This is a genomic window from Chryseobacterium sp. FP211-J200 (assembly GCF_001643375.1).
Taxonomy (GTDB): domain Bacteria; phylum Bacteroidota; class Bacteroidia; order Flavobacteriales; family Weeksellaceae; genus Epilithonimonas; species Epilithonimonas ginsengisoli.
Genome location: NZ_LSHB01000070.1, coordinates 1 through 26080 on the forward strand (window position 1 = coordinate 1; position 26080 = coordinate 26080).

At 37.9% G+C, this 26080-nt stretch carries 20 protein-coding genes; 11 read left to right on the forward strand and 9 right to left on the reverse strand.

Annotated elements, in window-relative coordinates; all coding sequences use genetic code 11:
- Positions 1-467: 467 nt before the first annotated feature.
- Positions 468-1442, forward strand: a complete 975-nt coding sequence (locus tag AXA65_RS17930) for a deoxyhypusine synthase family protein (RefSeq protein ID WP_063971429.1) — start codon at positions 468-470, stop codon at positions 1440-1442.
- Positions 1443-1513: 71 nt separating this feature from the next.
- On the opposite strand, the gene AXA65_RS19995 is transcribed toward AXA65_RS17930, so the two are convergent.
- The 3 genes from AXA65_RS19995 to AXA65_RS17940 form a co-directional block, all read right to left on the reverse strand.
- Positions 1514-1660, reverse strand: coding sequence for a hypothetical protein (locus AXA65_RS19995; protein WP_165596627.1), 147 nt, complete (start codon positions 1658-1660; stop codon positions 1514-1516).
- Positions 1661-1749: 89 nt separating this feature from the next.
- The gene (locus AXA65_RS17935; RefSeq protein ID WP_034966599.1) at positions 1750-2055 is read right to left on the reverse strand and encodes a DUF493 domain-containing protein; all 306 of its coding nucleotides are present in this window, start codon (positions 2053-2055) and stop codon (positions 1750-1752) included.
- A gap of 74 nt (positions 2056-2129) precedes the next feature.
- On the reverse strand, positions 2130-2684 hold the full coding sequence (locus AXA65_RS17940; RefSeq protein ID WP_063971430.1) for a ferritin: 555 nt from the start codon (positions 2682-2684) through the stop codon (positions 2130-2132).
- A 267-nt stretch (positions 2685-2951) separates the two neighbouring features.
- Between AXA65_RS17940 and AXA65_RS17945 the strand changes: the two genes are divergently transcribed.
- From AXA65_RS17945 to bglX, 5 genes are all read left to right on the forward strand, one after another.
- Positions 2952-5768, forward strand: coding sequence for a SusC/RagA family TonB-linked outer membrane protein (locus AXA65_RS17945; protein WP_063971431.1), 2817 nt, complete (start codon positions 2952-2954; stop codon positions 5766-5768).
- A 4-nt stretch (positions 5769-5772) separates the two neighbouring features.
- Positions 5773-7239, forward strand: coding sequence for a RagB/SusD family nutrient uptake outer membrane protein (locus AXA65_RS17950; RefSeq protein ID WP_063971432.1), 1467 nt, complete (start codon positions 5773-5775; stop codon positions 7237-7239).
- 78 nt (positions 7240-7317) lie between these two features.
- A complete protein-coding gene (locus tag AXA65_RS17955; protein WP_063971433.1) occupies positions 7318-8703 on the forward strand; it encodes a glucoamylase family protein in 1386 nt (461 codons plus the stop codon).
- 256 nt (positions 8704-8959) lie between these two features.
- Positions 8960-9664 (forward strand): prolyl oligopeptidase family serine peptidase, encoded by a 705-nt coding sequence (locus AXA65_RS17965; protein WP_063971447.1) that lies wholly within the window; start codon positions 8960-8962, stop codon positions 9662-9664.
- Positions 9665-9770: 106 nt separating this feature from the next.
- Complete coding sequence (gene bglX, locus AXA65_RS17970) at positions 9771-12098, forward strand: beta-glucosidase BglX (RefSeq protein ID WP_063971435.1); 2328 nt, start codon at positions 9771-9773, stop codon at positions 12096-12098.
- 107 nt (positions 12099-12205) lie between these two features.
- On the opposite strand, the gene AXA65_RS17975 is transcribed toward bglX, so the two are convergent.
- Positions 12206-13564 carry a PQQ-dependent sugar dehydrogenase gene (locus AXA65_RS17975; RefSeq protein WP_063971436.1) on the reverse strand — a complete coding sequence of 453 codons (1359 nt, stop codon included), beginning with the start codon at positions 13562-13564 and terminating at the stop codon, positions 12206-12208.
- A 224-nt stretch (positions 13565-13788) separates the two neighbouring features.
- Here AXA65_RS17975 and secD point away from each other — a divergent pair, with 224 nt between their 5' ends.
- Positions 13789-16698, forward strand: coding sequence for a protein translocase subunit SecD (secD, locus tag AXA65_RS17980; protein ID WP_063971437.1), 2910 nt, complete (start codon positions 13789-13791; stop codon positions 16696-16698).
- Positions 16699-16951: 253 nt separating this feature from the next.
- On the opposite strand, the gene AXA65_RS17985 is transcribed toward secD, so the two are convergent.
- Together AXA65_RS17985 and AXA65_RS17990 are read right to left on the reverse strand one after the other, a co-directional pair.
- Positions 16952-17482, reverse strand: a complete 531-nt coding sequence (locus AXA65_RS17985; RefSeq protein ID WP_131797849.1) for a hypothetical protein — start codon at positions 17480-17482, stop codon at positions 16952-16954.
- Positions 17483-18051: 569 nt separating this feature from the next.
- Entirely contained in the window at positions 18052-18423 is a 372-nt protein-coding gene (locus tag AXA65_RS17990; RefSeq protein WP_063971439.1) for a hypothetical protein, read from the reverse strand.
- A gap of 294 nt (positions 18424-18717) precedes the next feature.
- Between AXA65_RS17990 and AXA65_RS17995 the strand changes: the two genes are divergently transcribed.
- Together AXA65_RS17995 and AXA65_RS18000 are read left to right on the forward strand one after the other, a co-directional pair.
- Positions 18718-19044, forward strand: a complete 327-nt coding sequence (locus tag AXA65_RS17995; RefSeq protein ID WP_063971440.1) for a twin-arginine translocase TatA/TatE family subunit — start codon at positions 18718-18720, stop codon at positions 19042-19044.
- A gap of 5 nt (positions 19045-19049) precedes the next feature.
- The gene (locus AXA65_RS18000; protein WP_063971441.1) at positions 19050-19610 is read left to right on the forward strand and encodes a phosphatase PAP2 family protein; all 561 of its coding nucleotides are present in this window, start codon (positions 19050-19052) and stop codon (positions 19608-19610) included.
- A 105-nt stretch (positions 19611-19715) separates the two neighbouring features.
- Here the strand turns inward: AXA65_RS18000 and rlmH are convergent, their stop codons facing one another.
- Complete coding sequence (rlmH, locus tag AXA65_RS18005; protein ID WP_063971442.1) at positions 19716-20189, reverse strand: 23S rRNA (pseudouridine(1915)-N(3))-methyltransferase RlmH; 474 nt, start codon at positions 20187-20189, stop codon at positions 19716-19718.
- A gap of 30 nt (positions 20190-20219) precedes the next feature.
- Here rlmH and AXA65_RS18010 point away from each other — a divergent pair, with 30 nt between their 5' ends.
- A complete protein-coding gene (locus AXA65_RS18010; protein ID WP_063971443.1) occupies positions 20220-21164 on the forward strand; it encodes a YihY/virulence factor BrkB family protein in 945 nt (314 codons plus the stop codon).
- A gap of 9 nt (positions 21165-21173) precedes the next feature.
- Positions 21174-22352 (forward strand): prolyl oligopeptidase family serine peptidase, encoded by a 1179-nt coding sequence (locus AXA65_RS18015; protein ID WP_063971444.1) that lies wholly within the window; start codon positions 21174-21176, stop codon positions 22350-22352.
- 215 nt (positions 22353-22567) lie between these two features.
- Here AXA65_RS18015 and nhaA read toward each other — a convergent pair whose 3' ends face one another.
- Both nhaA and AXA65_RS18025 read right to left on the reverse strand, forming a co-directional pair.
- On the reverse strand, positions 22568-23734 hold the full coding sequence (gene nhaA / locus AXA65_RS18020) for a Na+/H+ antiporter NhaA (protein WP_063971445.1): 1167 nt from the start codon (positions 23732-23734) through the stop codon (positions 22568-22570).
- Positions 23734-25935 (reverse strand): RelA/SpoT family protein, encoded by a 2202-nt coding sequence (locus tag AXA65_RS18025; RefSeq protein ID WP_063971446.1) that lies wholly within the window; start codon positions 25933-25935, stop codon positions 23734-23736. Before AXA65_RS18025 ends, nhaA begins: the two co-directional genes overlap by 1 nt.
- Between the last annotated feature and the right edge of the window lie 145 nt (positions 25936-26080).

The following is a 26080-nucleotide window of genomic DNA, read 5'->3' on the forward strand; positions in this document are numbered from 1 at the left end:
TCATAACGTATTAGATTGATAGTCAATACAATATACGAAATTTTCGTATTATGATTAACCTTTTTTATTATGCACTACGGCTTTTCTTAATAATTAAGACGTTATTGAAAGAATAGTTGGCTTCGAGAGCGTCATCCTGAAAATCACTAATCAAATGTTATAAACTATTTTTTAATGACAAAAGTTGAATTTATACTGAAACTTGCAGCCCGACTTATCTCAATTTCTTATTTTTTTTTTTTGAATCGACGAACCACTTCGTTAGGTTTGGTAACGGAAGGCGGAAATGGCTGCCCAAATTGATTAAGGCTTTCTAATCAAGAAATTTTAGATTGAAAAAATCTAACGATTTTTGAATTTTTCTTGGTCTTCGAGAACCTCAGACTGACAATCTATTAATGAAATCATCCAGCTTCCAACTTCCACCATCCAAACAAATCCTTATCTTTGCAAAAATCTTAAACAAAATGAGCAAACCGATTACTGAGTTCATAGAAAAATATTATCTGCATTTCAATGCTGCGGCGTTGGTAGATGCGTCCAAGGGTTACGTTGCCCACCTAAAAGATGGCGGAAAAATGATGATCACGCTTGCTGGTGCAATGTCAACTGCTGAATTGGGGAAAATTCTTGCTGAGATGATCCGTCAGGGGAAAGTGGATTTCATTTCTTGTACAGGTGCAAACTTGGAGGAAGATCTGATGAACCTCGTAGCACACACACATTACGAAAGAGTTCCTAACTATAGAGATCTGACGCCTCAGGAAGAGTGGGGACTTTTGGAAAGAGGCTTGAATAGGGTAACTGACACTTGTATCCCGGAAGAAGAAGCGTTCCGAAGATTGCAGAAACATATCTACGAGATCTGGAAAGATGCAGACGAAAAAGGAGAAAGATATTTCCCGCACGAATATATGTATAAAATGATCTTGTCAGGTGTTCTTGAACAGTATTACGAGATCCCGAGAGAAAATTCCTGGATGATCGCTGCGGCGGAGAAAAACTTGCCGATTGTGGTTCCAGGTTGGGAAGATTCTACAATGGGAAATATTTTTACCTCTTATTGTATCAAAGGCGATCTGAAGTTCTCAACTATGAAATCTGGAATCGAGTATATGGCTTATCTGGCTGATTGGTACCCGAAAAATTCTGGAGGAAAAGGTGTCGGATTCTTCCAAGTTGGAGGTGGGATTGCCGGTGATTTCCCAATTTGTGTGGTTCCGATGTTGTATCAGGATATGGAAATGCACGATATTCCTTTCTGGAGTTATTTCTGCCAAATCTCTGATTCTACAACCTCTTACGGTTCATATTCCGGAGCGGTTCCGAATGAGAAGATCACTTGGGGGAAATTGGATATCAACACACCGAAATTCATCGTGGAAAGTGATGCGACAATCTGTGCACCACTAATGTTCAGTTATATTCTTGAGAATTCTTAATTGAATTAATTATAAAAAAAAGCGTTCAAATTAGTTTTGAACGCTTTTTTTATGTTTTAATTTTTGATGATTTAATCTAATGAATTTAGCAAAACTTTATATCGGTAACCGAAAATAAGTTTTTGAAATTTATTTAATGATGTAAAATCTCTTTTGCTGTATTTTGGTAATATTGCTTTGTTGATGTTGTTCAGAACTCTGAAAAATGCTTTTTTCATAACTTGAAATTTTAAAATACTGATGGTTAAAATACAAGTTTTAAGCCACCCCCAAGAATCATTTATCTATCATCATTTACCATTGATAATTAAAGCATCATCACGTTTTCTATTTTCGCCACTTTTTGATAGATGTCGATTACCTGATCAGCATCCATCACAAAGCATTGCAAAGAAACGGACGTGTATTTTCCTTTGGAACTTTCTCTATTGGATAAAGTATATTTCAGTCCGTCAAAAACTCTTAAGATCTCAGTGATTTTTTCTGAATCTCCCGGTACGATGAATTTGAAAAGATATTCTTCCGGAAAGTTGTGCTGACTTTCAAGTTTTTCTTTCAGTGATTTGTAAAATTCTTCCGGATTATTGTGGTTGGTTTCTACTATATCTGCCATTTTATGTTAATTTTAATTAATAAAAAAATCTCCGTAAAAAACGGAGATCAAAGTTAGTGATATTTAATTTGTTGTTACGAAGGATTTTCAGCCGTTGCTTCTTCTGGTAGTGAAACCCCATCTGGTGCTGCCTCTAAAGCTTTGTCCAACGTGAATAGAGATTCATCTGTTGCACTGTCTCCGCCCGCAATTTTCAATTTATCAATCAACTCAAGTGCTAATTTTTCTTCCTCGATCTGTTCTTTGACAAACCATTGCATAAAATTCCATGTTGCCCAATCTTTCTCTTCGAAGGAAAGGTTTACTATTTCATAGATCGCAGTTGTATTGTCAACTTCGTGTTCAAAAACTTTGTTGAAAGCATCTGTTAGGTTTTGTGGGTTTTCCGGTGGTGGAGGAATGGCTTCCACTCTTGCTTCGCCACCTCTGTCCAGTATGTAACGCATAAACTTGATCATGTGATTTCTTTCTTCTTGCGAGTGACGATAAAGGAAGTTAGCGATTCCGCCATAACCTTTGACGTCTGCCCAACATCCGTAAGAAAGGAAAATTTGTGATGCGTGCGCTTCTTTTGTCATCTGTTTTATCAGTGCTTCCTGCATTTGGTTTGAAAGTCTGTTGGTGTTCATAATTTTAATATTTTATGTTAATTTTTTTCGTTTGGTTAGTGATTTGTTATTGGCTCATTTTGAAACAATAAAGCCTCAGAATTTTTAAAAACACAAATATTGAGCCAAAAAATGGGGATTTTTTGATTGGCTTCCGATCAACTGTATTGTTTGATTTTGTGCTGTGTTTATATGGTTATCAGTATGTTAATTTTTATTAATAATAATTAACATTGAGTTAAGAAAAATATTTATATTCGGTGTAAGAAAATAATACATAAGAACATTATGAGAAAAAATTATGTGAAATTACCATTGTTGATTGCTGCTTTGTACTTCGGCGGTGATTTACATGCACAATCCACACAGGATACTACTGCGAAAGAAAGTAAGATTGAGGAGGTAGTTGTGATCGGATATGGTACGAGGAAAAAGGTAGATAATACTACTGCTATTAGTTCTATTGGAGCTGATGAAGTTTCGAAAACCAAAGTTTTGAATGCTTCACAAGCTATACAAGGAAAGGCAGCTGGTGTACAAGTAACTGCTTCTGATATGCCAGGTTCTACACCAACTGTAATGGTAAGAGGTCTTGGAACGGTGACAGGTGGAAGGGAACCGCTCTTTGTTGTAGATGGAATGTTTACAAATAACATTAATAATATCAACTCCAATGACATCCTGTCGTATGATATCTTGAAAGATGCTGCTGCCCTTGCAATCTATGGAAATCGAGCTGCGAATGGAGTTATTATTATCACAACAAAATCTGGAAAAGGAAAACTCAGTGTGGAATATGATGGCTTGATAGGGATTAGAAATCCATTGAAAAAGGTGAAAATGGCAAACGCTCAAGAGTTTGTTAATTATAATAATATTGCGAACAGTTACTTAGCCACGCCGGGTCGATATTTTTCCACAAATCAGCCGTATAATACTGATTGGTTCAAGGAAATTACTAGAACAGGGATTTATAATCAGCACAATCTCTCGGTTTCTGGTTCATCAGAAAGCGCAAAATATTTCTTTAGTTTAAATAATTATGATGAACAGTCAATTTTAAAAGGAACCGACTATAACAGGACTACCTTCAGAACAAATAATGAATTTAAGCTTTCCAAGAGAATTACTTTATCTCAGAATTTAAATGTTTCCTTTACCAATGTAACACCTAAACCTTTGAGTGCTTTTACGAATGCTTATAAGCAATCGCCATTGGTTCCTGTCCGTTATCCATCTGGTCAATATGGAATTCCATTTATCGATGCCAACGGAAATTATGCAATGTCGGGCTCTCGATTTAATAATGTTGGAAACCCTGTAAGTCAATTAGACTTTAATAACGAAAAGAACAAAACCATGCTGATGCAAGGTATGTTAAAGTTGGATGTTGAGATTATGAAGGGTTTGAAATTTACTTCTAATTTCAATGGTGAGTACTCGAACTTCAAATCCTACAACTTCAGTGACGGCTTAGGTATTTTCCTTGCGGGGGATCCTAATCGTTTGGCTACACAATATACTGATAGTGCAAGAAATACCTTGACTAATACAAAAAATGATTATTACAACTGGTTGCTATCAAATGTTTTAAACTATAATAGAACTTTTGGGAATCATAATATTGACGCAATGATTGGTACGGAGGCATCTGTTAAAAGTGGTGTCGATGGGACAGTTGTTGCTAGAAAAAATTTGGGATATGTATCGAATTATTGGAATTTAGATGGACAAAATTACATTAATGATATTGTTGCTCTCAACTCTACGCAAGGTAATAGAAATACAACACTTTCTTATTTTGCAAGAGCACAATATAAATTGATGAATCGTTATCTCATAAGCGCAACAGTTAGGAGAGATGGTTCATCGCAATTTGCTGAAGGAAATAAGTGGGGGACATTTCCATCTTTTGGAGCAGGTTGGATTATCTCTGAAGAATCTTTCTTGAAAGATGGTTTCTTCAATTTGTTGAAATTAAGAGGAGGTTGGGGTAGATTAGGAAATCAAAATGTTCCCTTAAGTTACTTGCCTATTTCTTCTGGTACTTCATATAACTATGCGTTTGGAGGTAATCCTGTAAGCAATGGTGTAACAATTAACAAAGGATTAGACCCAACGTTAGGTTGGGAGATTACAGAAGAATCGTCTTTAGGACTAGACTTCGGAGTTCTTAATAATCGTCTAACAGGAACTTTTGATGTTTATGACAGAAAAACAACCAATTTGATCTTGCCTGTAACAAATTTTATTACGTCTGGACAAAATGTTGAGTTTTCTTCACACGTGGGTTCTGTAACAAATAAAGGTTTAGAAGCATCCCTTACATGGGCTGACAAAGTTGGAGAAGATTTCTCTTACTCTATTGGTGCAAATTACTCATTTAATAATAATGAGCTTACAAGAGTCAATGATTCCAATATTTCAGCAAAAAATGGTGGTAGTCTGGGTAATGGACAATGGACCAAGTTGTTCAATAGGTCAACCGTTGGTCATGCATTAGGTAGTTTTTACCTATGGGAAGCTGACGGGTATGATGCTGATGGGAATATCAAATACAAAGACTTTGATAATGATGGTGTAACAGGTTCTGCGGATGCAGATGATAGAAAATATTTTGATTCTTATATACCTAAGTCTACAATGGGTCTAAATATTTCTATGAATTATAAAAACTTTGATTTCAATCTTAGTGGTTACGGTGCTTTTGGTTTCAGTGTTTATAACGGTAAAAAAGCGCAAAGAATTTCTGGAGAAAATATTGAAGCCTCTGTAGCTAATGATTTCTGGACCACTTCAAATACCAATGCAGGTAATCCAAAACCTTACACGTCCATTCCGATTGCTTCTACGTTCTTCTTAGAGAAAGGAGATTATTTTAGGATTAATAACATTTCTGTTGGATATACTTTCAGAGATGTGGTGGATTATGTGAAATCTGTAAGGTTTTATGTCAGCGCAATTAATCCAGTTATTTTTACGAAATATTCAGGTTATACTTCTGAGCTTAATGGCGATGGGGATCCGTATGGTTCAACTGGAGTCGAATTAGATTCTTATCCAGCGCTTAGAAGTTTTGTATTTGGTTTAAACGTTAATTTTTAAGAAAATGAAAAAGAAATATATAATAATATCAGCACTTGTTCTTACAGGATTATTTAGCCAAAGCTGCAGCGAAGATTTTATAGATGTTGCACCGACTGAGCAAGTAAGTGCGGAAGACCTTTCACTTTATAATAACAATGAAGGCGCAACAAGCTTTGTTAATTCCATCTATGCCAAATTTTTGGATTGGGATATGAGTACTTTCTCATGGATCGGTGTTACTTCTATCACATCTGATGATGCGGATAAGGGTAGTACACCAGGTGATACTGGATCGGACAAAGATATTTTAGATGCGTTGACCTTTACACCTTCTACACCTTCTTTTGAAAGTTTATTTTCATCAAACTACCAAGGGATCAATAGATGTAATCAAGCTTTACAATATCTGCCTCAACTTACAAATGCAGATGAAAATCTGAGAAATAGGTTAGCTGGGGAAGCTAAATTCCTACGTGCGTTCATGTACTTTACTTTGGTAAGATCGTTTGGAGATGTTCCTTTAGTCGATCATGTTCCAGTTTTAGGAAATGAAGCAGATGTTACAATGCAATTGACAAGAAGAAATAAAGAAGAAATTTATGCTTTTATAGAAAAAGATCTATTAGAAGCTGCTGATGCTCTTCCAAACAAATCAGAATACGGTGCTGCAGATGTTGGCCGCGCTACTAAAGGCGCCGCACACGCTTTGCTTGCAAAGGTTTATCTTTATGAAAAGAAATGGCAGTTGGCTGTAGATCAGTGTAATCTGGTAACTGGCTATTCTTTAACACCTAATTTTCTCGATATCTATAAGTTGTCTGGAGAAAATAATGCAGAATCAATTTTCGAGATTCAAGGTTCTGGTAATGAAAAAGGAAAAGGAATTCAACAGTATACCCAGGTACAAGGAGCTAGAGGTACCGGCGGTTGGGGCTGGGGTTTCAATACGCCGACTCAAAACTTGTATGATGCCTTTACGGCAGAAGGTGATACAGAAAGAAGAGATGCAACCATTATTCGTAAAGGGATGACTCTTTATGATGGTAGAGTCGTAGGGAATGATGCCGATAATGACTATTACAATTATAAAGCCTATTCTTCTGCTTATACTACACAATCTTCTACCGATACCAATATCAGATATCTGAGATTTGCAGAGGTTCTATTAATAAAAGCAGAAGCTCTTAATGAGTTAGGGCAAACTTCCGCAGCTATTCCATTACTTAATCAGGTAAGAGAAAGAGCAAATATCAATGATACGACTGCTTCTTCTCAATCTGATGTTAGAATTGCGATCTGGAAAGAGAGGCGATTAGAGTTAGCTTTTGAACATGATAGATGGTTTGACCTTGTCAGAACTGGTCAGGCCCAATCAGCAATGGCGGCCAATGGTAAAACTTTTATCGTTGGAAAACACGAAGTCTTCCCTTTACCTCAGACTTTTATCACCGAGGCAAAAGGACGTTCTGCTCAGAACCCTTTTTACTAGTCCAAGACTATGATAATTAAGAAGAGGAGGATTTTATCCTCCTCTTCTTTTATTTTAAATTTGAAAAATAATCTATTTATGAAAAAAATTATCACAGGAATATTTTTGTCATCTTTAGGATTAGTTTCCTGCACAACAAATCAAAAGTTAAAATCCGAGTCAAAACATCCTGTTAATGATCAATTGACAGACAACCAACTCATGGACAAAGTCCAAAGCGATGCACTCAAATATTTTTGGGACTTCGCAGAACCAAATTCCATGTTGGGAAGAGAGCGCTACCACGAGGACGATATTTATCCGGACAATGACAAACATGTCATCACAACCGGCGGATCAGGTTTCGGATTGATGACGATCTTGGTTGGTGTCGATAGAAAATTTATTCCAAGAAAAGAAGCGGTCAAAAGATTGACGCACATCGCAGATTTTCTAGAAAAAGCAGACCGATTCCACGGCGCGTGGCCGCATTGGATCAACGGAGAAACTGGCAAAGTAGTTCCTTTCGGTAAGAAAGATAACGGAGGCGATCTTGTAGAAACCGCATTTTTGACACAGGGCATCATCTGCGTCCGCGAATATTTCAAAAATGGAAATGCCGAGGAAAAAGCACTTGCAGCAAAAATGGACAAACTTTGGAAAGGTGTAGAATGGAACTGGTACACAAAAGATGGCGAAAAAGTCCTCTACTGGCACTGGTCACCATCGTACGGTTGGGAAATGAACTTTCCACTTCAAGGTTACAACGAATGTTTGATCACCTATGTTTTAGCAGCTGCATCACCAGAGTATTCCATCGATTCCGAGTCCTACAACAAGGGCTGGAGTAGAAACGGAACTTACACTACAGACCGCACAAAATATGGATTGCCACTTTACGTTAAACACAATTATGCCGAGGAATTTGGCGGGCCATTATTCTGGTCACAGTATTCCTATTTGGGTTTAGATCCAAGAGGTCTTTCCGATACATATGTAAAAAGCTATTGGGATATGAACAGAAATCACGTCTTGATCGACTACAAATATTGCTTGGAAAATCCATTGAAATATAAAGGCTATTCAGAAAAATATTGGGGACTCACGGCTGGTTACACAAGGAACAAAGATGGCTCAGTAGGTTACGCGGCCCATCAACCGATGAAGGAAGATCTGGGGGTCATCACACCAACGGCAGCACTCAGTTCCATGCCTTACACACCGAAAGAATCAACCGCTTTTATGAGATTTCTCTACGAAGAAAAACCAGATTTCATAGGTCAAGCTGGACCATACGACGCCACTTCCATCAATTTTGATGACTGGACAACGCCACGATATCTCGCTATCGATCAGGGAACTATTTCACCAATGATCGAGAACTATCGTTCAGGATTGCTTTGGGATCTGTTCATGAATGCACCAGAAATTAGAAGCGGACTCAAAAAAATCGGATTTAAGTCCACGGAACATAAGATCCAATAACCAAAAAGTCTTATCTTTAAAAACTAAATTTTATTGTACCATTTTGGGACAATAAATGTTTTTATAAGCTATTTGACTACGTCGAACAGTATCTATTAAAATATTTTTTGGAGCTGTTTCCCGCTTTCCACTACAATCTTTTTTTTGCAAAAAAAGGATTTCCGTTGCAATCGGGGCTAGGGATTTACAGTTCAAACAACATTCAAACACAAATTGAAGTTTTAAACTTCGAACCATGTTTTTGAAAATTAAACATATGAAATTAAGAAACATCATTTTATTGCTGATTGGATTTTCATCTTTTGCACCTGCGCAAGAGATCCGATCCGAATTCAATAAAGAGGTCAAGATCCAGAAAAAACTATCCTACATTCTGGATATTCCGAAAGACGTAAAATCAAAAATCCCATTGATCGTTTTTCTTCACGGTTCTGGAGAAAGAGGAAAAGATCTTGAGATTGTCAAAAATCACAGTCCTTTTACCTATAAGAGTTTGATTAAGGAACCAGTTGCGATTTTAGCACCGCAATGCCCGGAAAATACTTGGTGGGATACAGATGCAATCTATTTCCTCATCAAAGAAATCTCGGAAAAGTACAAAATAGATAAAGAGAGAATTTATCTTACCGGACTTTCAATGGGTGGTTGGGGAACTTTAAAATTGGCTGGCGAACATCCCGAAATGTTTGCAGCAGTTGCAGCTGTTTGTGCACCTACAGACCGAGTGATGTGGGCCAATATTCACAATTACAAAGACCTTAACATCAAATTATTTCACGGCGGAATGGATGATATCGTTCTCCCGGAAAACGCATTCAACTTCTATCAGAAATTACATCCGATCAATCCAAAAGCAGAATTGACGATTTTCCCAAATGACAATCACAATTCGTGGGATTCTACTTATTCTGATTCGGCATTATACGAATGGATGTTATCTTTGAGAAAAATTAAAAATTAGAAAAATTAAATATATAGATGAAATCGTCATTGGTAAATATTTCAAATAAGAACTAACCATCATTTGACGATTCCACAAGACTTTAAAAAAAATTAAAAATTTACATATGAAAAAGTTTGTAATTCTAGCTGCGTTGGCCTTGTCGCCGTATTTTTTGGCGCAGGATATTATATCAAAACCTGTTCAGTCTTACCAATCTTCAAATTATCAATCCAAGAAAAAAGCTTTCATAGATAATTTGATCTCCAAAATGACCTTGGACGAAAAGATCGGGCAGTTAAACTTGCCTTCCTCAGGAGATTTTACAACCGGACAAACTCAGAATTCGGATATCGGAAAGAAAATAGAACAAGGATTGGTAGGTGGACTTTTCAATATAAAAGGAGTTGATAAGATCCGTGCTGTTCAGAAAGTAGCTGTAGAAAAAAGCCGACTGAAGATTCCGATGATCTTCGGGATGGATGTGATCCATGGTTACGAAACATCTTTTCCAATTCCATTAGGTCTAGCATCATCTTGGGATATGGATCTGATCCAAAGGTCAGCTCAGATAGCTGCTCAGGAATCGACTGCTGATGGTATCAACTGGACATTTTCCCCTATGGTAGATGTTTCAAGAGATCCAAGATGGGGAAGGGTTTCCGAAGGTTCGGGTGAAGATCCATACTTAGGCAGCCAAATTGCAAAAGCAATGGTTTACGGTTACCAAGGTGATGACCTTTCCAAGAAAAACACCATGTTGGCTTGTGTGAAACACTTTGCACTTTATGGCGCGGCAGAAGCTGGTAGAGATTACAACACAGTGGATATGAGCCACGTTCAGATGTACAACACCTATTTCCCACCTTATAAAGCTGCTGTAGATGCTGGGGCAGCTTCTGTTATGGCTTCTTTTAACGAAGTGGATGGGATTCCGGCGACGGGGAACAAATGGCTGATGACAGATGTCCTAAGAAAACAATGGAACTTTAAAGGTTTTGTGGTAACAGATTATACAGGCATCAATGAAATGATCGAACACGGAATGGGCGACCTTCAGCAGGTTTCTGCTTTGGCGATGAATGCTGGTGTAGATATGGACATGGTTGGTGAAGGATTTTTAAAGACTTTGAAACAATCGATTACAGAAGGGAAAGTTTCCGAGCAAACCGTGACAGAAGCTGCAAGAAGGATCCTTGAATCAAAATATGACCTTGGCCTTTTTGATGATCCTTATAAATATACAGATTCCAAAAGAGCGCAGAAAGAGGTTTTCAGCCCGAAACATTTGGAAGCAGCAAAAACAATTTCTTCCCAATCAATGGTTTTGATGAAGAACGACAAACAGATTCTTCCGCTTAAAAAATCGGGAACTGTTGCAGTGATCGGTCCATTGGCGGACAATGCCGTGAATATGACCGGAACTTGGAGTGTCGCTGCAAAGCATGCCAATTCTATCTCAGTTTTGAGAGGATTGAAGGAAACTGTCGGGAAGGATGTCAATTTCATCTATGCCAAAGGAAGTAACATCTACGAGTCCGAAGAAATGGAGAAAAAAGCAACGATGTTTGACAAAACTGCAGGTCGTGACAGCCGTTCAGCTGAGCAAATCAGAACAGAAGCGCTGGCCATTGCAAATCAGGCGGATGTAATTGTTTTAACAATCGGAGAAAGTGCCGAGATGAGCGGTGAATCCAGCTCTAGAACAGATATCGGAATCCCGGAAACTCAAAAAAAATTGTTAAGAGAACTTAAGAAAACTGGTAAACCGATCGTGCTTGTTCTATTCACAGGTCGTCCGTTGGTTTTGACGGAAGAATCTGAATTGGCAGACGCTATCCTGAATGTTTGGTTCCCAGGAAGTATGGCTGGATACGCCGTTTCCGATGTTCTTTACGGAAAAGTGAATCCTTCAGCAAAATTGCCAATGACCTTCCCAAGAAGTGTAGGGCAAGTGCCACTTTATTACAACGCGAAAAATACAGGACGACCATTAAGTGTAGAAAATACAGAAAAATGTACGTTTGAGAAATTCCGTTCCAATTATCTGGATGAATGTACAACGCCACTTTATCCTTTCGGATTTGGGTTGAGTTACACAACTTTCGGATATTCTGATGTTTCTGTAAGCAATGCAAAACCAACAGGAAATACAGCAATCGAAGCTTCTGTAACATTGACCAACAGTGGAAAATATGATGGAGCAGAAGTGGTTCAGCTTTACATCAGAGATGTGGTTGGAAGCATCACAAGACCTGTTAAAGAATTGAAAGGCTTCGAGAAAGTTTACCTGAAAGCGGGTGAAAGCAAAAAAGTGACTTTCAAGATCTCACCGGAAGATCTCAAATTCTTTAATAATGATTTGAAATATGACTGGGAGTCCGGCGATTTCGATATCATGATCGGAACTAATTCTCACGACGTTAAAACGACGAGAGTTAACTGGACAAAATAGAATTAATTCAAATTAATACCAACAAAAAGCCTTTCAGAGTTATTTCTGAGAGGCTTTTTTTTATAGAAATTATTTAACTGATTACTAGGTAACTAAAAACTAGGTCATTATTCCTTAATAATTTTCTGACTCATCAGTTTGATGTCATCTTTTTTCAAAATTAAGATATAATCTCCAGACTTCAGACTTGTAACATCAATACTTTTATCATTTTCAGCAACATTGGTGTTCAGAATGACTCTACCTGATAAGTCCAAAATTTCTACCGAGAGATTTTTATCAATCACATTTTTCAAATAAATAAAATCTTTTGCAGGAATTGGTGTGATTTGAATGGGGCTTTTATCAATATCAGAAACCGCCAGTGTATTAGTTTTTACTTTAAAGATCTTTCCATTCTGCGCAGCCACATAAAGTTGTTTGCTGTTGTCTTCACCAAAAGTTGTGAAATTGTTCCCTGTAAATGAGGAACTCCAATTGATTGTTGTATTGTCCAAAATCCCGATTTGCTGAGAACAATAATCTGCAAAAATATATTTCCCAGCTAGATTAGAATACAAACCTCCTCTGTAAACATAGCCGCCTGTAATAGAACATTTTCCGCCAGAATGGTCATAATCTACAACTGGAAAAGTCATTGTTGAAGCATTGGCGCAACCATTAGCGTTGTAAACGTCGTTACCTTCATAACATCTCCAGCCGTAATTCACTGCTGGCGTGGTTGCTGGAACTCTGTTGATCTCCTCGATTAGATTCTGGCCAACATCCGCGATCCAAATATTATTTGTGGTTCTGTCAAAAGAGTATTTCCAGCCATTTCTAAGTCCATAAGACCACACTTCATCAGCGCCATCTATGCCTACGAAAGGATTGGTAGTTGGAATCCCATATGCCGCAGTGGAATTAACATCGATTCTGAGTAGTTTCCCCAAAAGCGAGTTTTTATTTTGTCCATTGTTATCAGGATCCCCGCTGCCACCGCCATCGCCAGTTGAGATATAAAGGTAACCATCCGCCCCAAAATGAATACTTCCACCATTGTGATTGGTATTATTCTTTGGAATCGACATCATTATTTTTTCTGAAGCAGGATCGGCTGTATTTGGATTGGCTGAGTTGGCGGTAAATCTAGAAACCGTAATTGTTCTGCCCGCTCTGTTGTAATAAACGTAAAAGTAACGATTGGTTGCAAAATCCGGATGAAAGGCCAAGCCTAACAATCCCATTTCCCCACTGAAGTTCACCCGATCGGTGATTGTAAGAAAATTAGTGGCTTCAAATGTTCCGTTGGTATTCAATATTCTGACGGTTCCGGATTGCTGCACCACAAATAGCCGATTGTCATTGGTTGGTGAAGCTGTAATTTCCACTGGGTTGGAAGCTGTCGCAAACTCCTCCAGAATGATCTGCTGTGAATGTACTTCCGATGCAAAAGCAAAAGAAAGAAGTAGTAGTAATTTTCGCATAACTATTTATTTTTCAGATTATTAAATAAGTTACCAAATTTGATGCCTTAGCATTTTAAAATTATTTAATTAATAATAAAAGCTCATTTTTAACTCATTTTTCTAAGGAATTGTTGTATTTGTTTTCATTATAAAAACTATAATGCACTTTTCTCATTTTCAAATTCTTATTTCCGCTATAAATCATTATATTTGCCGACTTAATTTATATATATCGTAAGAAAATGCAAGGAAAAGGACTCGTTACATTAGTTGCCATCGTTCTTGGATTAATTTGCCTTAATGAGCTTCTGCCTTCTTTCTATGCCAACAAAATAGAAAAAGAAGCAAAAGCTATCGCAGGTGAAAATTCAGTGAAATACCAGGCTGAGCTCGCAAGACTTTCTAAAGACACCCTGAATCTAGGTTTTACAAAACTGGATTACACGTCTGCAAAACAGAAAGAAATGAAACTCGGATTGGACCTTAAAGGTGGTATCAACGTATTGCTAGAGATCAACCAGAGAGATTTGGTGAATGATCTAAGTAATTACTCAACAAATGCTACTTTGATAGAAGCACTTGACAGAACAGACAAAGCGCAGAAAAACTCGAGCAAACAATACATCGAGGATTTCTTCACACAGTTTGATGCTGTCAATCAAGAAAAAGGAACCAGCCTGAAACTTGCAGATCCTGAGATCTTCGGAAACACCAATCTTTCTGAGGTCAAATTCAACACACCGGATGATCAGGTTAAGAATATTGTAAGAAAGAAAATCGATGCCTCTGTAGGAACTGCTTTTGAAGTTCTTAGAACACGTATCGATAAGATGGGTGTAACACAACCAAACGTTCAGAGAGTTCCTGGAACTGGAAGGATCTTGGTAGAGATGCCTGGTACAAAAGATATCGATAAAGTTAAAAAAATGCTTCAGACCTCTGCAAAGCTTCAATTCTGGGAAGTGCAGTTAGGACAAGAAGTCGTCCCATATTTTTCTCAGCTTGATCAATTGGTTAAAACCAAAGGTGATTCAATAGGTGTTGAAAAAACGACCAACTTGATGAACTTGATCCAGTTGAACAGTACGCCTGGAAATGCTGTTGCGAATGTGAAATTAGCTGACACAGCAATCGTCAATAAATTACTTAACAGCGCCATCGCTACAAAAGCTAGACCTGTTAACTTGAAATACACCCAGTTCATGTGGGGTTACAAACCAGAATCTACAACTTCTAACAGTCTTGTTCTTTACGCGATCCGTGGGAACATTACTCAGAAAGCGCCAGTTGACGGTGCGGTAGAATCTGCAAATATCAACTATGACCAGCTGGGTCGTATCGTTGTAGATATGCAGATGGATTCTCAAGGTGCCCGTGATTGGAAAACAATGACGGAGAAGAACAAAGGAAAAGTGGTAGCGGTAACTTTGGACAACAGAGTTTATACAGCGCCTTCTGTAAACGACGTGATTCCTGACGGTAGAACGCAGATCTCTGGAAACTTTACACAAGAAGAGGCTAAAGATCTGGTGGATGTTCTAGGTGCTGGTAAATTGCCTGCAGGTGCGAAGATCGTACAGGCAGACGTTGTAGGTCCATCTCTTGGAGCTGAATCTATCAACGATGGGGTGATGTCTTTCCTTATTGCATTTGCAGTGATCATTGTTTACATCATTTTCTACTACGGTGGTGCTGGTGTTTACGCAGTGATTGCGATGGTGATCAACTTGTTCTACATCTTCGGGATCATGGATTCTTTGGATGCAACATTGACACTTCCTGGTATTGCTGGGGTTGTACTATCTATGGCAATGGCGGTGGATGCGAACGTTATCATCTACGAAAGAACGAAAGAGGAGCTATTCCGTGGGAAAAGTATTCTTGAGGCTTACAAAGATGGTTTCAAACATGCGATCTCTGCGATCATCGATGGTCACGCAACGACTTTCATTACAGCATTGATCCTTTATATCTTCGGAACGGGACCTATCAAAGGGTTTGCGGTAACGTTGATGATCGGGTTGGTAATGACATTGTTCACTTCTGTATTGTTATCTAGAGTAATGATATTCAGCAGACTGGAAAAAGGAAAATCTCTTTCTGTATGGACTGCACCAACTAAGAATCTTTTCAGAAACACTTGGGTCGATTTCATCGGGAAAAGAAAATATGCTTATTATTTCTCTGCTATCTTGATGGTGATCTCTATCGCTTCGATTGCAGTTAATGGATTCAAGTATGGTATCGACTTCACAGGGGGACGTAACTATGTTGTAAGATTTGAAAAAGCAGTAGATGCGGAAAATGTTGAAGCCAACATTGGTAAATTAATGAAGACCGCAGATGGTCAAAACAATATCGTAGAAGCTAAGACTTTTGGTAACTCTTCTCAGTTGAAGATCACCACCGATTATCTGATCGATGATGAGTCTCTAGCAGCGGATCAAACTGTAGAGCAAAAAATCTACGAAGGTCTAAAATCTGAATTGCCTGCCGGAATGAGTATTGCAGATTTCAAATCAGCGGACAAAGGTCATGCAGGAATTGTTTCCTCCACCAAAGTTGGACCTACAGTGGCAGATGACATCAAGACCCACGGGATCTTGGCAGTAGCTGCATCACTATTGGGAATCTTCATCTATATCTTGGTAAGATTCGACAAATGGCAGTTCTCTCTTGGAGCGGTTGCTGGTTTGTTCCACGATGCTGTGGTGATCCTTGGGGTTTACTCATTGTTCTACAAAGTAATGCCGTTCAATATGGAGATCAATCAGGATTTCATTGCGGCGATCCTTACCGTGATCGGATATTCCATCAATGATACGGTGATCATCTTCGATAGAATTAGAGAGTACCTACGCGAGAAGAAAGCAATTACGCTTGCAGGATTGTTTGATGACTCTATCTCTAGTACGATTGGTAGAACCTTCAATACCTCTTTCACGACGATCTTGGTGATCCTTGCGATCTTCATCTTCGGGGGAGATAACTTGAGAGGCTTTATGTTCTGTCTATTGATCGGTATTGGATTCGGTACCTATTCATCTATCTTCATTGCATCGGCTACGGCCTATGACTTCCTTAGAGGTAAGAAAAAAGAAGAAAAAGTCACTGGAAAATCTTCTATCAGCAATGCTGAAATAGTGGAATAATTTTCTTTAAAAATATATAATGAAAGCCCTCAAGTGATTGAGGGCTTTTTTGTATTTGATTATTTATTAATAAAAAAGCACCCGATTTGTCATTCTGAAAAAACCTAACCAAGTAGTTCGACGAAGTCAATCTAAACTGTAGAGATTCTTTCAGAATGACAACTGTAATATTCTTTAGAAAATTAAAATGAAAAATCCTGCAAATTATAAAATCAGCAGGATTTCAATTTAATATTAACTAAAAAAACAATAGTTATTCAACAGACGGCGGTGTAACTTCCGGTTCACCACTTGGTGTATCGTAGATCACATAGTCATTATATTTAGCTTCGTCGGTTTCGTAGAAAATGTCTTGTCCGATGCCAGCGTATTTGGTAAGCAATCTGTAAAGAATATTAAGGGTTTCTATTCGGTCTTCGGTAGCAACATCCCGGTCCGAGATGCCTTTGGCTTGCGCATCTATGGCGAGATCCAAAATGTCCCGTTGAGTCGAGAGAGTTGTGATCTTGTCGGCGCTCAGCCCTTCGGAGGCAAGGTCTGACAGGTATTTTTCTGCAGTTACCGTCATAATCCTTGCGTTGCGTACCAACTCGGCATCACTCTGGCGGGCAAGGTCCGATGCTCCAAATTCCTTGTACTTGGCACTCGCTAGGCCATAGACATTTTGAGCCATATTCAGAATGGTACGCATTGTTTTGGCCAAGGCATTTCTTGCAGCATCTTTTTGGGCGGTCAATTCTATTTTAATAGCTTCCAACTGTTCATCGGAAGGGAAATTGTCCACCGCATCGCGTGCATTAGCAAACTCGGTTTTCTTAACTGGCGTATAACCCCGGTCTGTAAATTCTAAGATATCACGGTCTATCAGATTGATAAACTCGTCGGCTTTTTGTTTCAGGACGGCATCGGGAAAGATGTATTCCCGGGATACAGAATTTTTTTTCATCGTTGAAGTGTTTATGTTTCTTGAATCGAATTTAGAAAAAATTTACTAATACAACAACTTATTTCCGAAAAAAATATGTTTAGTTGGTTTCACAAGTTGCTGACTTATAGCAAAATCGATGCATCTGCCTCAACTAAGTGAATCAACGGCTCAACTAAATGAATCGATGACCTAACTAAATGAATCAACGGCATAACTGAGTGAATCAATAGAACAACTTAGTAGATCATTGCTTTAACTAAATGAATCAAAGAGATTACTTAATGAATCACTGATCAATCTTAATTCATCATGGCTTCAACTTAATATGTTTTTGAGGTTTTGGAATATTTCAATAAAAAAACAGACATTGGAGGTGTCTGTTTTAGTTTATCGTTTGTGGGTGCGTTTGGCTTATTTATAAGATTTTACTGTTTGGTAAGTGTCCAGTCGCCTTGTTTGTCTTTGTTTTTCCAGGTGCCTTTTTTATCTCTAAGATTACCATAAAGTGTGAAGGTAAGCGTATTTGAAAGGACGGGCTGCAATGTGCCATCGTCATAGACGTAGCTGGCAAGATCGACTTCTGTCATTCCCAGTGTGCCTGTGATGTTTCCGCTTTTCGAGACCTCGATGACCAGAGTCCCGGCTTCAGTCCCGTAGTATGTTCCCACCCACCGGCCCATAAAAGGCGAAGTGTGGTTTTCCTGTTCTTTCTTTTCCCAATAGTTGTCAGAGATTCTGTCACAGGAGATGAAAGTACAGGATAGGATAAGAAGGGAGAGGATGGTTTTGGTTTTCATTGGTAGTTGTTTAGTTTGGGTAAATTTAATAAAAAAAACAGACGGTTGGGTGTCTGTTTTTGTTGTATTTTGTACGAGCAAGATGCTCGCACCAGCGGGTGATCAATTTGAAATAATTGTGCGCCTGTACTTTTTGTCTTTTCATTTTCCTAAACTCTTAATGGTCATAAATTTACGGTAAAATGTCTGAAATCTTTTTGACATAAAGATGACATTTCTCCTTTTATTGATTTTATAATAAATTTAATAATGATCTGTATATCACTTTTCTAAATCTTTGCTTAATTTTGTCAAATGGAATTGAGTATTGGAGAAATGCTGATGATCGCCTTGGCAATCGTTGTTTTGTTCGGACCCGATAAATTACCCGAGATTGCAAGAGGTCTTGGCGAAGGCGTGCGTAAGATGCGTGGCGCAGTAGATGATATCAAAACCGAGATCATGAAGGAAGCTGACAATCCTGTTTCCGAGATCAAAAAAGAGATCGAAAAGGTAAAGCAGTCCGCACAGGATTATAATCCTTTGGCCGATAAGAAAACCGAAACTTTCATCAACGAAGACACACCTAAGAAAATCGATCTTTCCGAAGACGATTCCCACGAAGGTCCAGTAAGCCGATAATATTTATGAACGGATTGATCGAAAAAGACCAAGAGCTTCTTCTTTTCCTCAATGGATTAGGCAATTCCACCTTTGATCCTTTTTGGTTACTGGTTACGGGAAAATGGTTTTGGATCCCGTTCTATGTGATCTTGCTTTATTTGGTTTACAAAAGCGTTCCCCTTAAGAAACTTTTATTTGTTTTGATTTTCATTGCCATTGGGATCACGATTTCCGACCAGTTGGCAAGTGTTTTCAAGCACGGCATAGAAAGATTGAGACCTTGTCATGAACCATTATTGATGGAAAAAATGCGAATGGTGATCTGTGGCGGCAAATATGGTTTTTATTCGGCACACGCTTCCAGTTCCTTTTTTCTTGTTAGTTTTTTGTCTATTTTGATTGGAAAAAAATATAAAGCCCTTCCATACATTCTAATTTTCTGGGCGGTTGTTGTTTCTTACAGTAGGATCTACGTTGGTGTCCATTATCCTTTTGATGTAACATTTGGTGCTGCAGTTGGTTTCCTTTTGGGTGGTGTTTTGGCCAATCTTGCCAAGAAAGTGGTGAACAGAAAGACAATTTAAGTTTTTAAATTAAGAGTCAGGACTAACGGATCAAGATTAAGTAATAAAGACTTAAGAATTAATTTTGCATCTATCATCTATCATCTATCATCTATCATCTATCATCTAATCATTGTGATAAGGTTTCCCTTGCAAGATCGTAGCTGCACGATAGATCTGTTCCACAAAAAATAAGCGGATCATTTGATGTGTAAATGTCATTTTGGATAAAGAGATCTTCTCGTTTGCTCTTTGGTAGATCTCTTCTGAAAATCCATAGGCGCCACCAACCAGAAAATTAATTTTCTTCACAGAGCTTCCCAACCAAAAATCGATCTTCTCCGAGAATTCGCGGCTTGTGAACTGTTTTCCTTTTTCGTCCAAGAGAATCACGAGTTCATTGGATTCAATTTGATTTAAAAATAATTTGGCTTCTTCCTTTTTCAGTTGGTCTGGAGTCAGGTTTTTAGCATTCTTGATATCAGGCATTTCGATGAGTTCAAAATTCCAATGTTTTGGGATTCTGGGAAGATAATATTTGATGAGAGAGATGATTTCTTTGTCATCCGTCTTCCCGATGCAGATCAAATTAATACGCATTTACTATATTTGTGCGGCAAAGATAAATGAATGGCAAAAAAAATACAGCGTTTTTTCCTGAATATCAAAAACTTTTTCGACGAGATCCATATTCCTGTTTTGGGAATTTCTTTGTGGAAAATGTTCTCCATCTATTCTGATGCGATTTTCAAAAATCCTTTGGGAAGACAGGCTGCGAGTATTTCGTGGAACTTTTTCCTAAGTCTATTTCCGATGATCTTGTTCTTTTTGTCGGTTCTGCCGTTTATGCCACATTACGACAAACTTCAGTTTTATATCTTCGAAGTTTTGATGCCAAGGGTTTTTCCTTCTCATATGCAAAGCGATGTTACGACTTACATTCAGGAAAATATCATCCCGAATATGAAATCCATCAGTAACTTGACCATTCTATTATCCTTCGTTTTTGCGACCAATGGCTGTTTTACTTTGATCAATGGATTTAATCGAAATACAGAACTCTCGCGAACCTTTGTGAAAGAATATCTTTTGGCGATGCTGGTGACGATCTGTTTTTTGACGCTTGTTTGTCTTTCGATTTTCGGGATCTATTACAGTGAGGTTGTTTTGAAGCTATATACACCAACTTACGATATCACATGGTTTACCAAAAACCTTACGAAGATCATTAGTTTTATCTCGTTTCCGATCTTTTATTTCATCTTGCTTACTTTATTTTATTGGGTCGGTTGTCTAAAGATCACAAGAATTCGTGAAGCCTTTCCAGGTGCTGTTTTGACAACGATTCTCTTTGTGCTATTAACTTATTTCTTTGCAATCTACGTTGCGAATATTGCACGTTATAATGTCCTTTACGGTTCTATTGGTTCCATTATTTTGGTCATGGTCTGGGTGAATGTGAATGTTTTCCTTGTCCTCATGGGAAATGAACTCAACCTTGCCATCAAAAAAGTGAAGCTGGAGAAGATCGTGCGGGATGAGATGAGGACAATCAATGAATTTGATAAAAACTAAAAAAAAACTATGATAAAAACAATTTCAAAAAACACATGGAGAGCTCTGTTTGGGATGCTTACTTTGCTTATGTTTGATTACGTCGGTGCCCAAGATTATCAAAAATTGATGACTTCGGCGCAAGAAAATATTCAAAAGAAGAACTTTTGCGAAGCTTTAAGTAATTTCAATGATGCATTCAAAACACCAGAAGGAATCAAAGAAAATAATCCTTTTGTGCTGTATGCAGCAGCGAGCAGTGCAGCCTATTGCAATGATAATAAGAAGGCTATCGATTGGCTGTCGCAAGCTCAAGAAATTGGGTTGGTAAGTAAGGCTGAAGAAATAACTTACATAGAGTCTGATAATGCTTTTGTGAAACTTCACGGCACAAAAGAATGGGTCGATATCATTGGTAGAATGAAGCTAAGTGTCACCGAGAAAAAAGCACAGGAAGATAAACTTAATAAAGAATGGAATGCCTCTATTAAGGAGAATGGAAGTAAATTAGTTAATAAAAAAACATTTGATCCAAAAACCAGATTTGCATTATATTTCACGAAAGTGAAAGGTCAAGATGTGCCTTATGTCGTTTTTGTTCCTCAAAACTATGACTTTAAAAAACCGTCCAAGCTCATTGTTTACTTACATGGCGGCGTTGCAAGTTCTGAGAAGTATAGTTATGATAATTACCTAGTGCAAAAAGAGCCGATCTTCTCGGTAGGTGAGGACCTCAATGCGATTGTTGTTTATCCATTTGGAAAGAAGGATTTCGGTTGGGTAAATCAGCAGGAAGCTTTTGATAATGTACTGACTGCAATTGATCAAGTAAGAAAGGATTTCCACATCGATAAGAACAACATCGTCCTCGGAGGAATGTCAAATGGAGGAACGGCAACGTTTTATTATGCTTCTTTAAAACCAAATATTTTCAAAGGTTTCTTCGCTATTGTTCCTAATCCAAATGTTCTTTTAGACAAAATTAATTTTAATAATTTAGATCAAGGCAAGAAAATTATAAGCTTAAATTCTAAAGATGATAGTGTTTACGCGTTTAAAGAAGTGGAAGCGATCTATTTGAAAAATAAGAATGTCAGCAAAGATTGGGATTTCCGGGCCGTAGAGGAAGGTGATCACGGTCTGATTTACGAACCTGGAAAAGGTCAAGAGATCTTGGAAAATGTCATCAAGGAACTTTTAGATAAATAATAAATTTATAATTTGAATCCCTGTAAACGATAAAATTCAATTATATTTACAATCATTAAAAGCAATCAACAATAAAATATAATAATATGGCAAAAAGTCAAGACGCTAAAAAAACGACAAAAAAAGAGCCTCTTAAAACTCCAAAGGAAAAAAAGGAAGCTAAAAGAGAAAAGAAAAATGCTTCTAAAAGAGATTAATACTTACAAACCTTTCAACTAATAATTGGAAGGTTTTTTCTTTGATCTCAATATGATATAACCCACAATTCCAGACAGGACCGAAGCTATCAAGATACTGATCTTCGCTACGTTTTGGATCTCGATCTCATTAGGAAACGCAAGAAGGGAAACGAAAATCGACATTGTAAATCCGATCCCTGCGAGAAATCCCACGCCGATCATCTCTTTCCATGCAGAATATGCAGGAAATTCTGCCCATTTAAATTTAATGGCCATCCAGGAAAATAAATTGATCCCTAGAACCTTTCCGATTAATAATCCGCCAATAATTCCCATGCTTAAAGGGTTGATAAAACCTTCAAATATCTCCTTCTGAAAAGTAATATTCGTATTTGCCAATGCAAATAATGGCATGATGGCAAAACTAACAGGAATGTGCAGTTTTCCTTCTAATTTTTCTAAAGGCGAGATCTCTATTTCCGAAATATTGGTTGGAATAGTGAATGCCAGAATAACACCCGCAATCGTAGCATGAATCCCGGAATGGTGCATAAAGTACCAAAGAAAAAGTCCTGGAATTAAATAAAATATTAAATTTTTAATCCCAGATTTATTTAAAATAATTAATAATACCGTAATGCCACCGCAGATTCCCAACGACAGCCAATCAATTTGATCGGTGTAAAACAATGCAATCACTATAATCGCACCTAAATCATCTACAATCGCCAAAGCGCTTAGGAATATTTTAAGAGAATTAGGAACGCTTTTACCCAGTAGTGAAATTATAGCTAAAGAAAATGCAATGTCCGTAGCCATCGGGATTGCCCAACCGTTTTTATAATCTGTATCGTGATTAAAACTAAAATAGATCAACGCTGGAATCAGCATTCCGCCAACGGCAGCGAAAATTGGAAGACTCGCTTTTTTGATGTCAGACAATTCGCCTTCCAGCAATTCACGTTTGATTTCCAAGCCGACCAATAGGAAGAAAATGGCCATCAATCCATCATTGATCCAAACAGAAACCGAATAATCGAGATGAAAAGCTTCAAATCCAAATTTCGAATCTAAAAAATTTTGAAAACTCAATGATAACGAACTGTTTGCAATTAGTAAAGAAACCAAAACACAGACAATCAGAACGATTCCGGAACTTTTGCTGTTATGTATAAATTGCTGAAAATATTTGGATAAGATCATTAAGTTCTTTTTACTTTAGAAACACCATTGATGCTTTTCAGTTGTTTAAAAGTTTCTTCGAGCTGACTTTTGTTCTTCACTTCCAGATTGATGTTCCCTGTGAAGATCCCATCGTTAGAAGAGATGCTCATGCTCTTCATGTCCATATTCATCGATCCACTGATGACCGCCGTGATGTCGTTGATCATTCCGATCCTGTCAATACCTTCGATCTCGATCTTGACCCTATTTTTGAAACTCTCCGCATTTACCCACTTCGCTTGCAAAACTCTGTAGTCATAATTGGCTCTTAGGTTGATCGCGTTGGGACAACTATCGTTATGGATTTTGATCCCGTCCGATATGGTGATGAATCCGAAGATCTTGTCACCAGGAATTACCGTGCAGCATTTTGCGAAAGAATAATTTAGTTTTTCTTCATCCTTCCCAAATACGATCATGTCCAGGTTGGAGTCTATTTTTTCTACATATTCCTCTTTGGAAGATGTCTTTCTGAAGCGTTGGAAAAGATTGCTGAGAATGCTTTTTCCGTCCGCATAACGTTTGATATCACCAATGTCAAAAGTACCGTTCTGGAAACCAAGGAAAAGGTCTTGTGACGTTTTCAGATTCAGGGATTTCTGAAGGCCGTTGATCTCTTCGTCGGAGAAATTCAGTTTGGCGTGGCGCATTTTTCTTTGTAGGATCTCTTTTCCTTCGGATGTATTTAGATTTTTTTCAGAATTAAGGATGTTCTTGATCTTCGATTTGGCTTTCGAGGTCACTACGAAATCCAGCCAGTCTGGTTTTGGCTTTTGATTTTGCGAAGAAAGAATATCAATCTGATCTCCGTTTTGAAGCACATAACTGATCGGGACCAATTTTCCATTGATCTTTGCACCAAGACATTTTGTGCCCAGATCTGAGTGCACAGAAAATGCAAAATCTAAAGCTGTTGCACCAGTTGGTAGAATCTTGATCTCTCCTTTTGGTGTGAACACGAAAACCTCTTTTGAGTAAAGATTCAGTTTGATATTGTCGAGAAGTTCCGACGTAGAAAGGTTTTGCTGCTGTTCCAAAACATCCCTAATCTCTGCTACCCAATTCTCAAATCGTTGATCATCGGTATTTTTCCGGTAGCCTTCTTTGTATTTGTAATGTGCTGCAACTCCTTTTTCTGCGATCTCGTTCATCCTTTCAGAGCGGATCTGCACTTCTATCCATTTTTTGTCAGGTCCCATTACGGTCAAATGGAGACTTTCGTAGCCTGTTGATCTTGGTTGTGATATCCAGTCACGCATTCGCGAGGGATTACTTTGGTATAGATCGGTTACAATGGAATATATTTTCCAGGCCAGGAATTTTTCATTCCTTGGATCGGATTTATAGATGATTCGAATCGCATAATTATCATAAACTTCTTCAAAGGTCACATTTTGCTTTTGCATTTTCCTGTAAATGGAACTAATGGCTTTTGCGCGTCCTTTGATCGTAAAGTTGAGATTTTCCTCTTTCAATTGCTCGGAAACTTCTTTGGTGAATTCCTCCACATATTTTTCACGACCTTCTTTGGCGGTTTCCAATTTGCTTAGGATCTCATTGTAAACGTCCGGATTGTTGTATTTTAATGAAAGATCTTCCAGTTCTGATTTGATGGAATAAAGTCCGAATCTATGAGCGAGTGGTGCGTAGATATAAGCTGTTTCCGAAGCTATTTTTTTCTGCTTTACAGGATGCATGCTGTCCAGCGTCCGCATATTGTGCAGTCTGTCCGCGATTTTTATTAGAATTACACGAAAATCCTCAGAAAGTGTTAGGAGTAATTTTCTATAATTCTCGGACTGTACCGATATATTTTGTTGATTCATCACAGAGATCTTTGTCAATCCGCTGACAATATCTGCAATGGTTTTTCCGAAAATCTTATTGAGGTCTTCGTAAGTGTATTCAGAATCTTCGATAACGTCGTGGAGTAGGGCGCAGGCAATACTTGTCGCACCAAGACCAACTTCATTCGCTACGATCTTTGCAACCTCGATCGGATGATAGATGTAAGGCTCACCGGTTTTTCTCCTTTGATCCTTGTGTGCATCCAAAGCAATATCAAAGGCTTTTCTGATCAGCTTGTTCTGTTCCTCATCCAACGTCCGGTAGGTGTTGTTGATAAGGTCTTTATATCGGGCAAGGATTTCCTTGTTTTCTTTTTCTAAATCGTAGATCATCGGCTTATGTTATCTCTTAACGAATATAAGAAAAATTAAGGCCATTGTCAAGAGATATTTGAAGTCGGCAGATTAAATTTTTTCAATTAAATTTTTTAGATGAAACTTGCTTTAAATTGTGTTTTCAACCCGTAGTGCATTATAA

What these genes read in the sequence shown, in the direction of transcription:
- AXA65_RS17930 (WP_063971429.1), top strand. Translation starts at nt 468, where the DNA reads ATGAGCAAACCGATTACTGAGTTCATAGAAAAATATTATCTGCATTTC.
- AXA65_RS19995 (WP_165596627.1), bottom strand. Translation starts at nt 1,660, where the DNA reads ATGAAAAAAGCATTTTTCAGAGTTCTGAACAACATCAACAAAGCAATA.
- AXA65_RS17935 (WP_034966599.1), bottom strand. Translation starts at nt 2,055, where the DNA reads ATGGCAGATATAGTAGAAACCAACCACAATAATCCGGAAGAATTTTAC.
- AXA65_RS17940 (WP_063971430.1), bottom strand. Translation starts at nt 2,684, where the DNA reads ATGAACACCAACAGACTTTCAAACCAAATGCAGGAAGCACTGATAAAA.
- AXA65_RS17945 (WP_063971431.1), top strand. Translation starts at nt 2,952, where the DNA reads ATGAGAAAAAATTATGTGAAATTACCATTGTTGATTGCTGCTTTGTAC.
- AXA65_RS17950 (WP_063971432.1), top strand. Translation starts at nt 5,773, where the DNA reads ATGAAAAAGAAATATATAATAATATCAGCACTTGTTCTTACAGGATTA.
- AXA65_RS17955 (WP_063971433.1), top strand. Translation starts at nt 7,318, where the DNA reads ATGAAAAAAATTATCACAGGAATATTTTTGTCATCTTTAGGATTAGTT.
- AXA65_RS17965 (WP_063971447.1), top strand. Translation starts at nt 8,960, where the DNA reads ATGAAATTAAGAAACATCATTTTATTGCTGATTGGATTTTCATCTTTT.
- bglX (WP_063971435.1), top strand. Translation starts at nt 9,771, where the DNA reads ATGAAAAAGTTTGTAATTCTAGCTGCGTTGGCCTTGTCGCCGTATTTT.
- AXA65_RS17975 (WP_063971436.1), bottom strand. Translation starts at nt 13,564, where the DNA reads ATGCGAAAATTACTACTACTTCTTTCTTTTGCTTTTGCATCGGAAGTA.
- secD (WP_063971437.1), top strand. Translation starts at nt 13,789, where the DNA reads ATGCAAGGAAAAGGACTCGTTACATTAGTTGCCATCGTTCTTGGATTA.
- AXA65_RS17990 (WP_063971439.1), bottom strand. Translation starts at nt 18,423, where the DNA reads ATGAAAACCAAAACCATCCTCTCCCTTCTTATCCTATCCTGTACTTTC.
- AXA65_RS17995 (WP_063971440.1), top strand. Translation starts at nt 18,718, where the DNA reads ATGGAATTGAGTATTGGAGAAATGCTGATGATCGCCTTGGCAATCGTT.
- AXA65_RS18000 (WP_063971441.1), top strand. Translation starts at nt 19,050, where the DNA reads ATGAACGGATTGATCGAAAAAGACCAAGAGCTTCTTCTTTTCCTCAAT.
- rlmH (WP_063971442.1), bottom strand. Translation starts at nt 20,189, where the DNA reads ATGCGTATTAATTTGATCTGCATCGGGAAGACGGATGACAAAGAAATC.
- AXA65_RS18010 (WP_063971443.1), top strand. Translation starts at nt 20,220, where the DNA reads ATGGCAAAAAAAATACAGCGTTTTTTCCTGAATATCAAAAACTTTTTC.
- AXA65_RS18015 (WP_063971444.1), top strand. Translation starts at nt 21,174, where the DNA reads ATGATAAAAACAATTTCAAAAAACACATGGAGAGCTCTGTTTGGGATG.
- nhaA (WP_063971445.1), bottom strand. Translation starts at nt 23,734, where the DNA reads ATGATCTTATCCAAATATTTTCAGCAATTTATACATAACAGCAAAAGT.
- AXA65_RS18025 (WP_063971446.1), bottom strand. Translation starts at nt 25,935, where the DNA reads ATGATCTACGATTTAGAAAAAGAAAACAAGGAAATCCTTGCCCGATAT.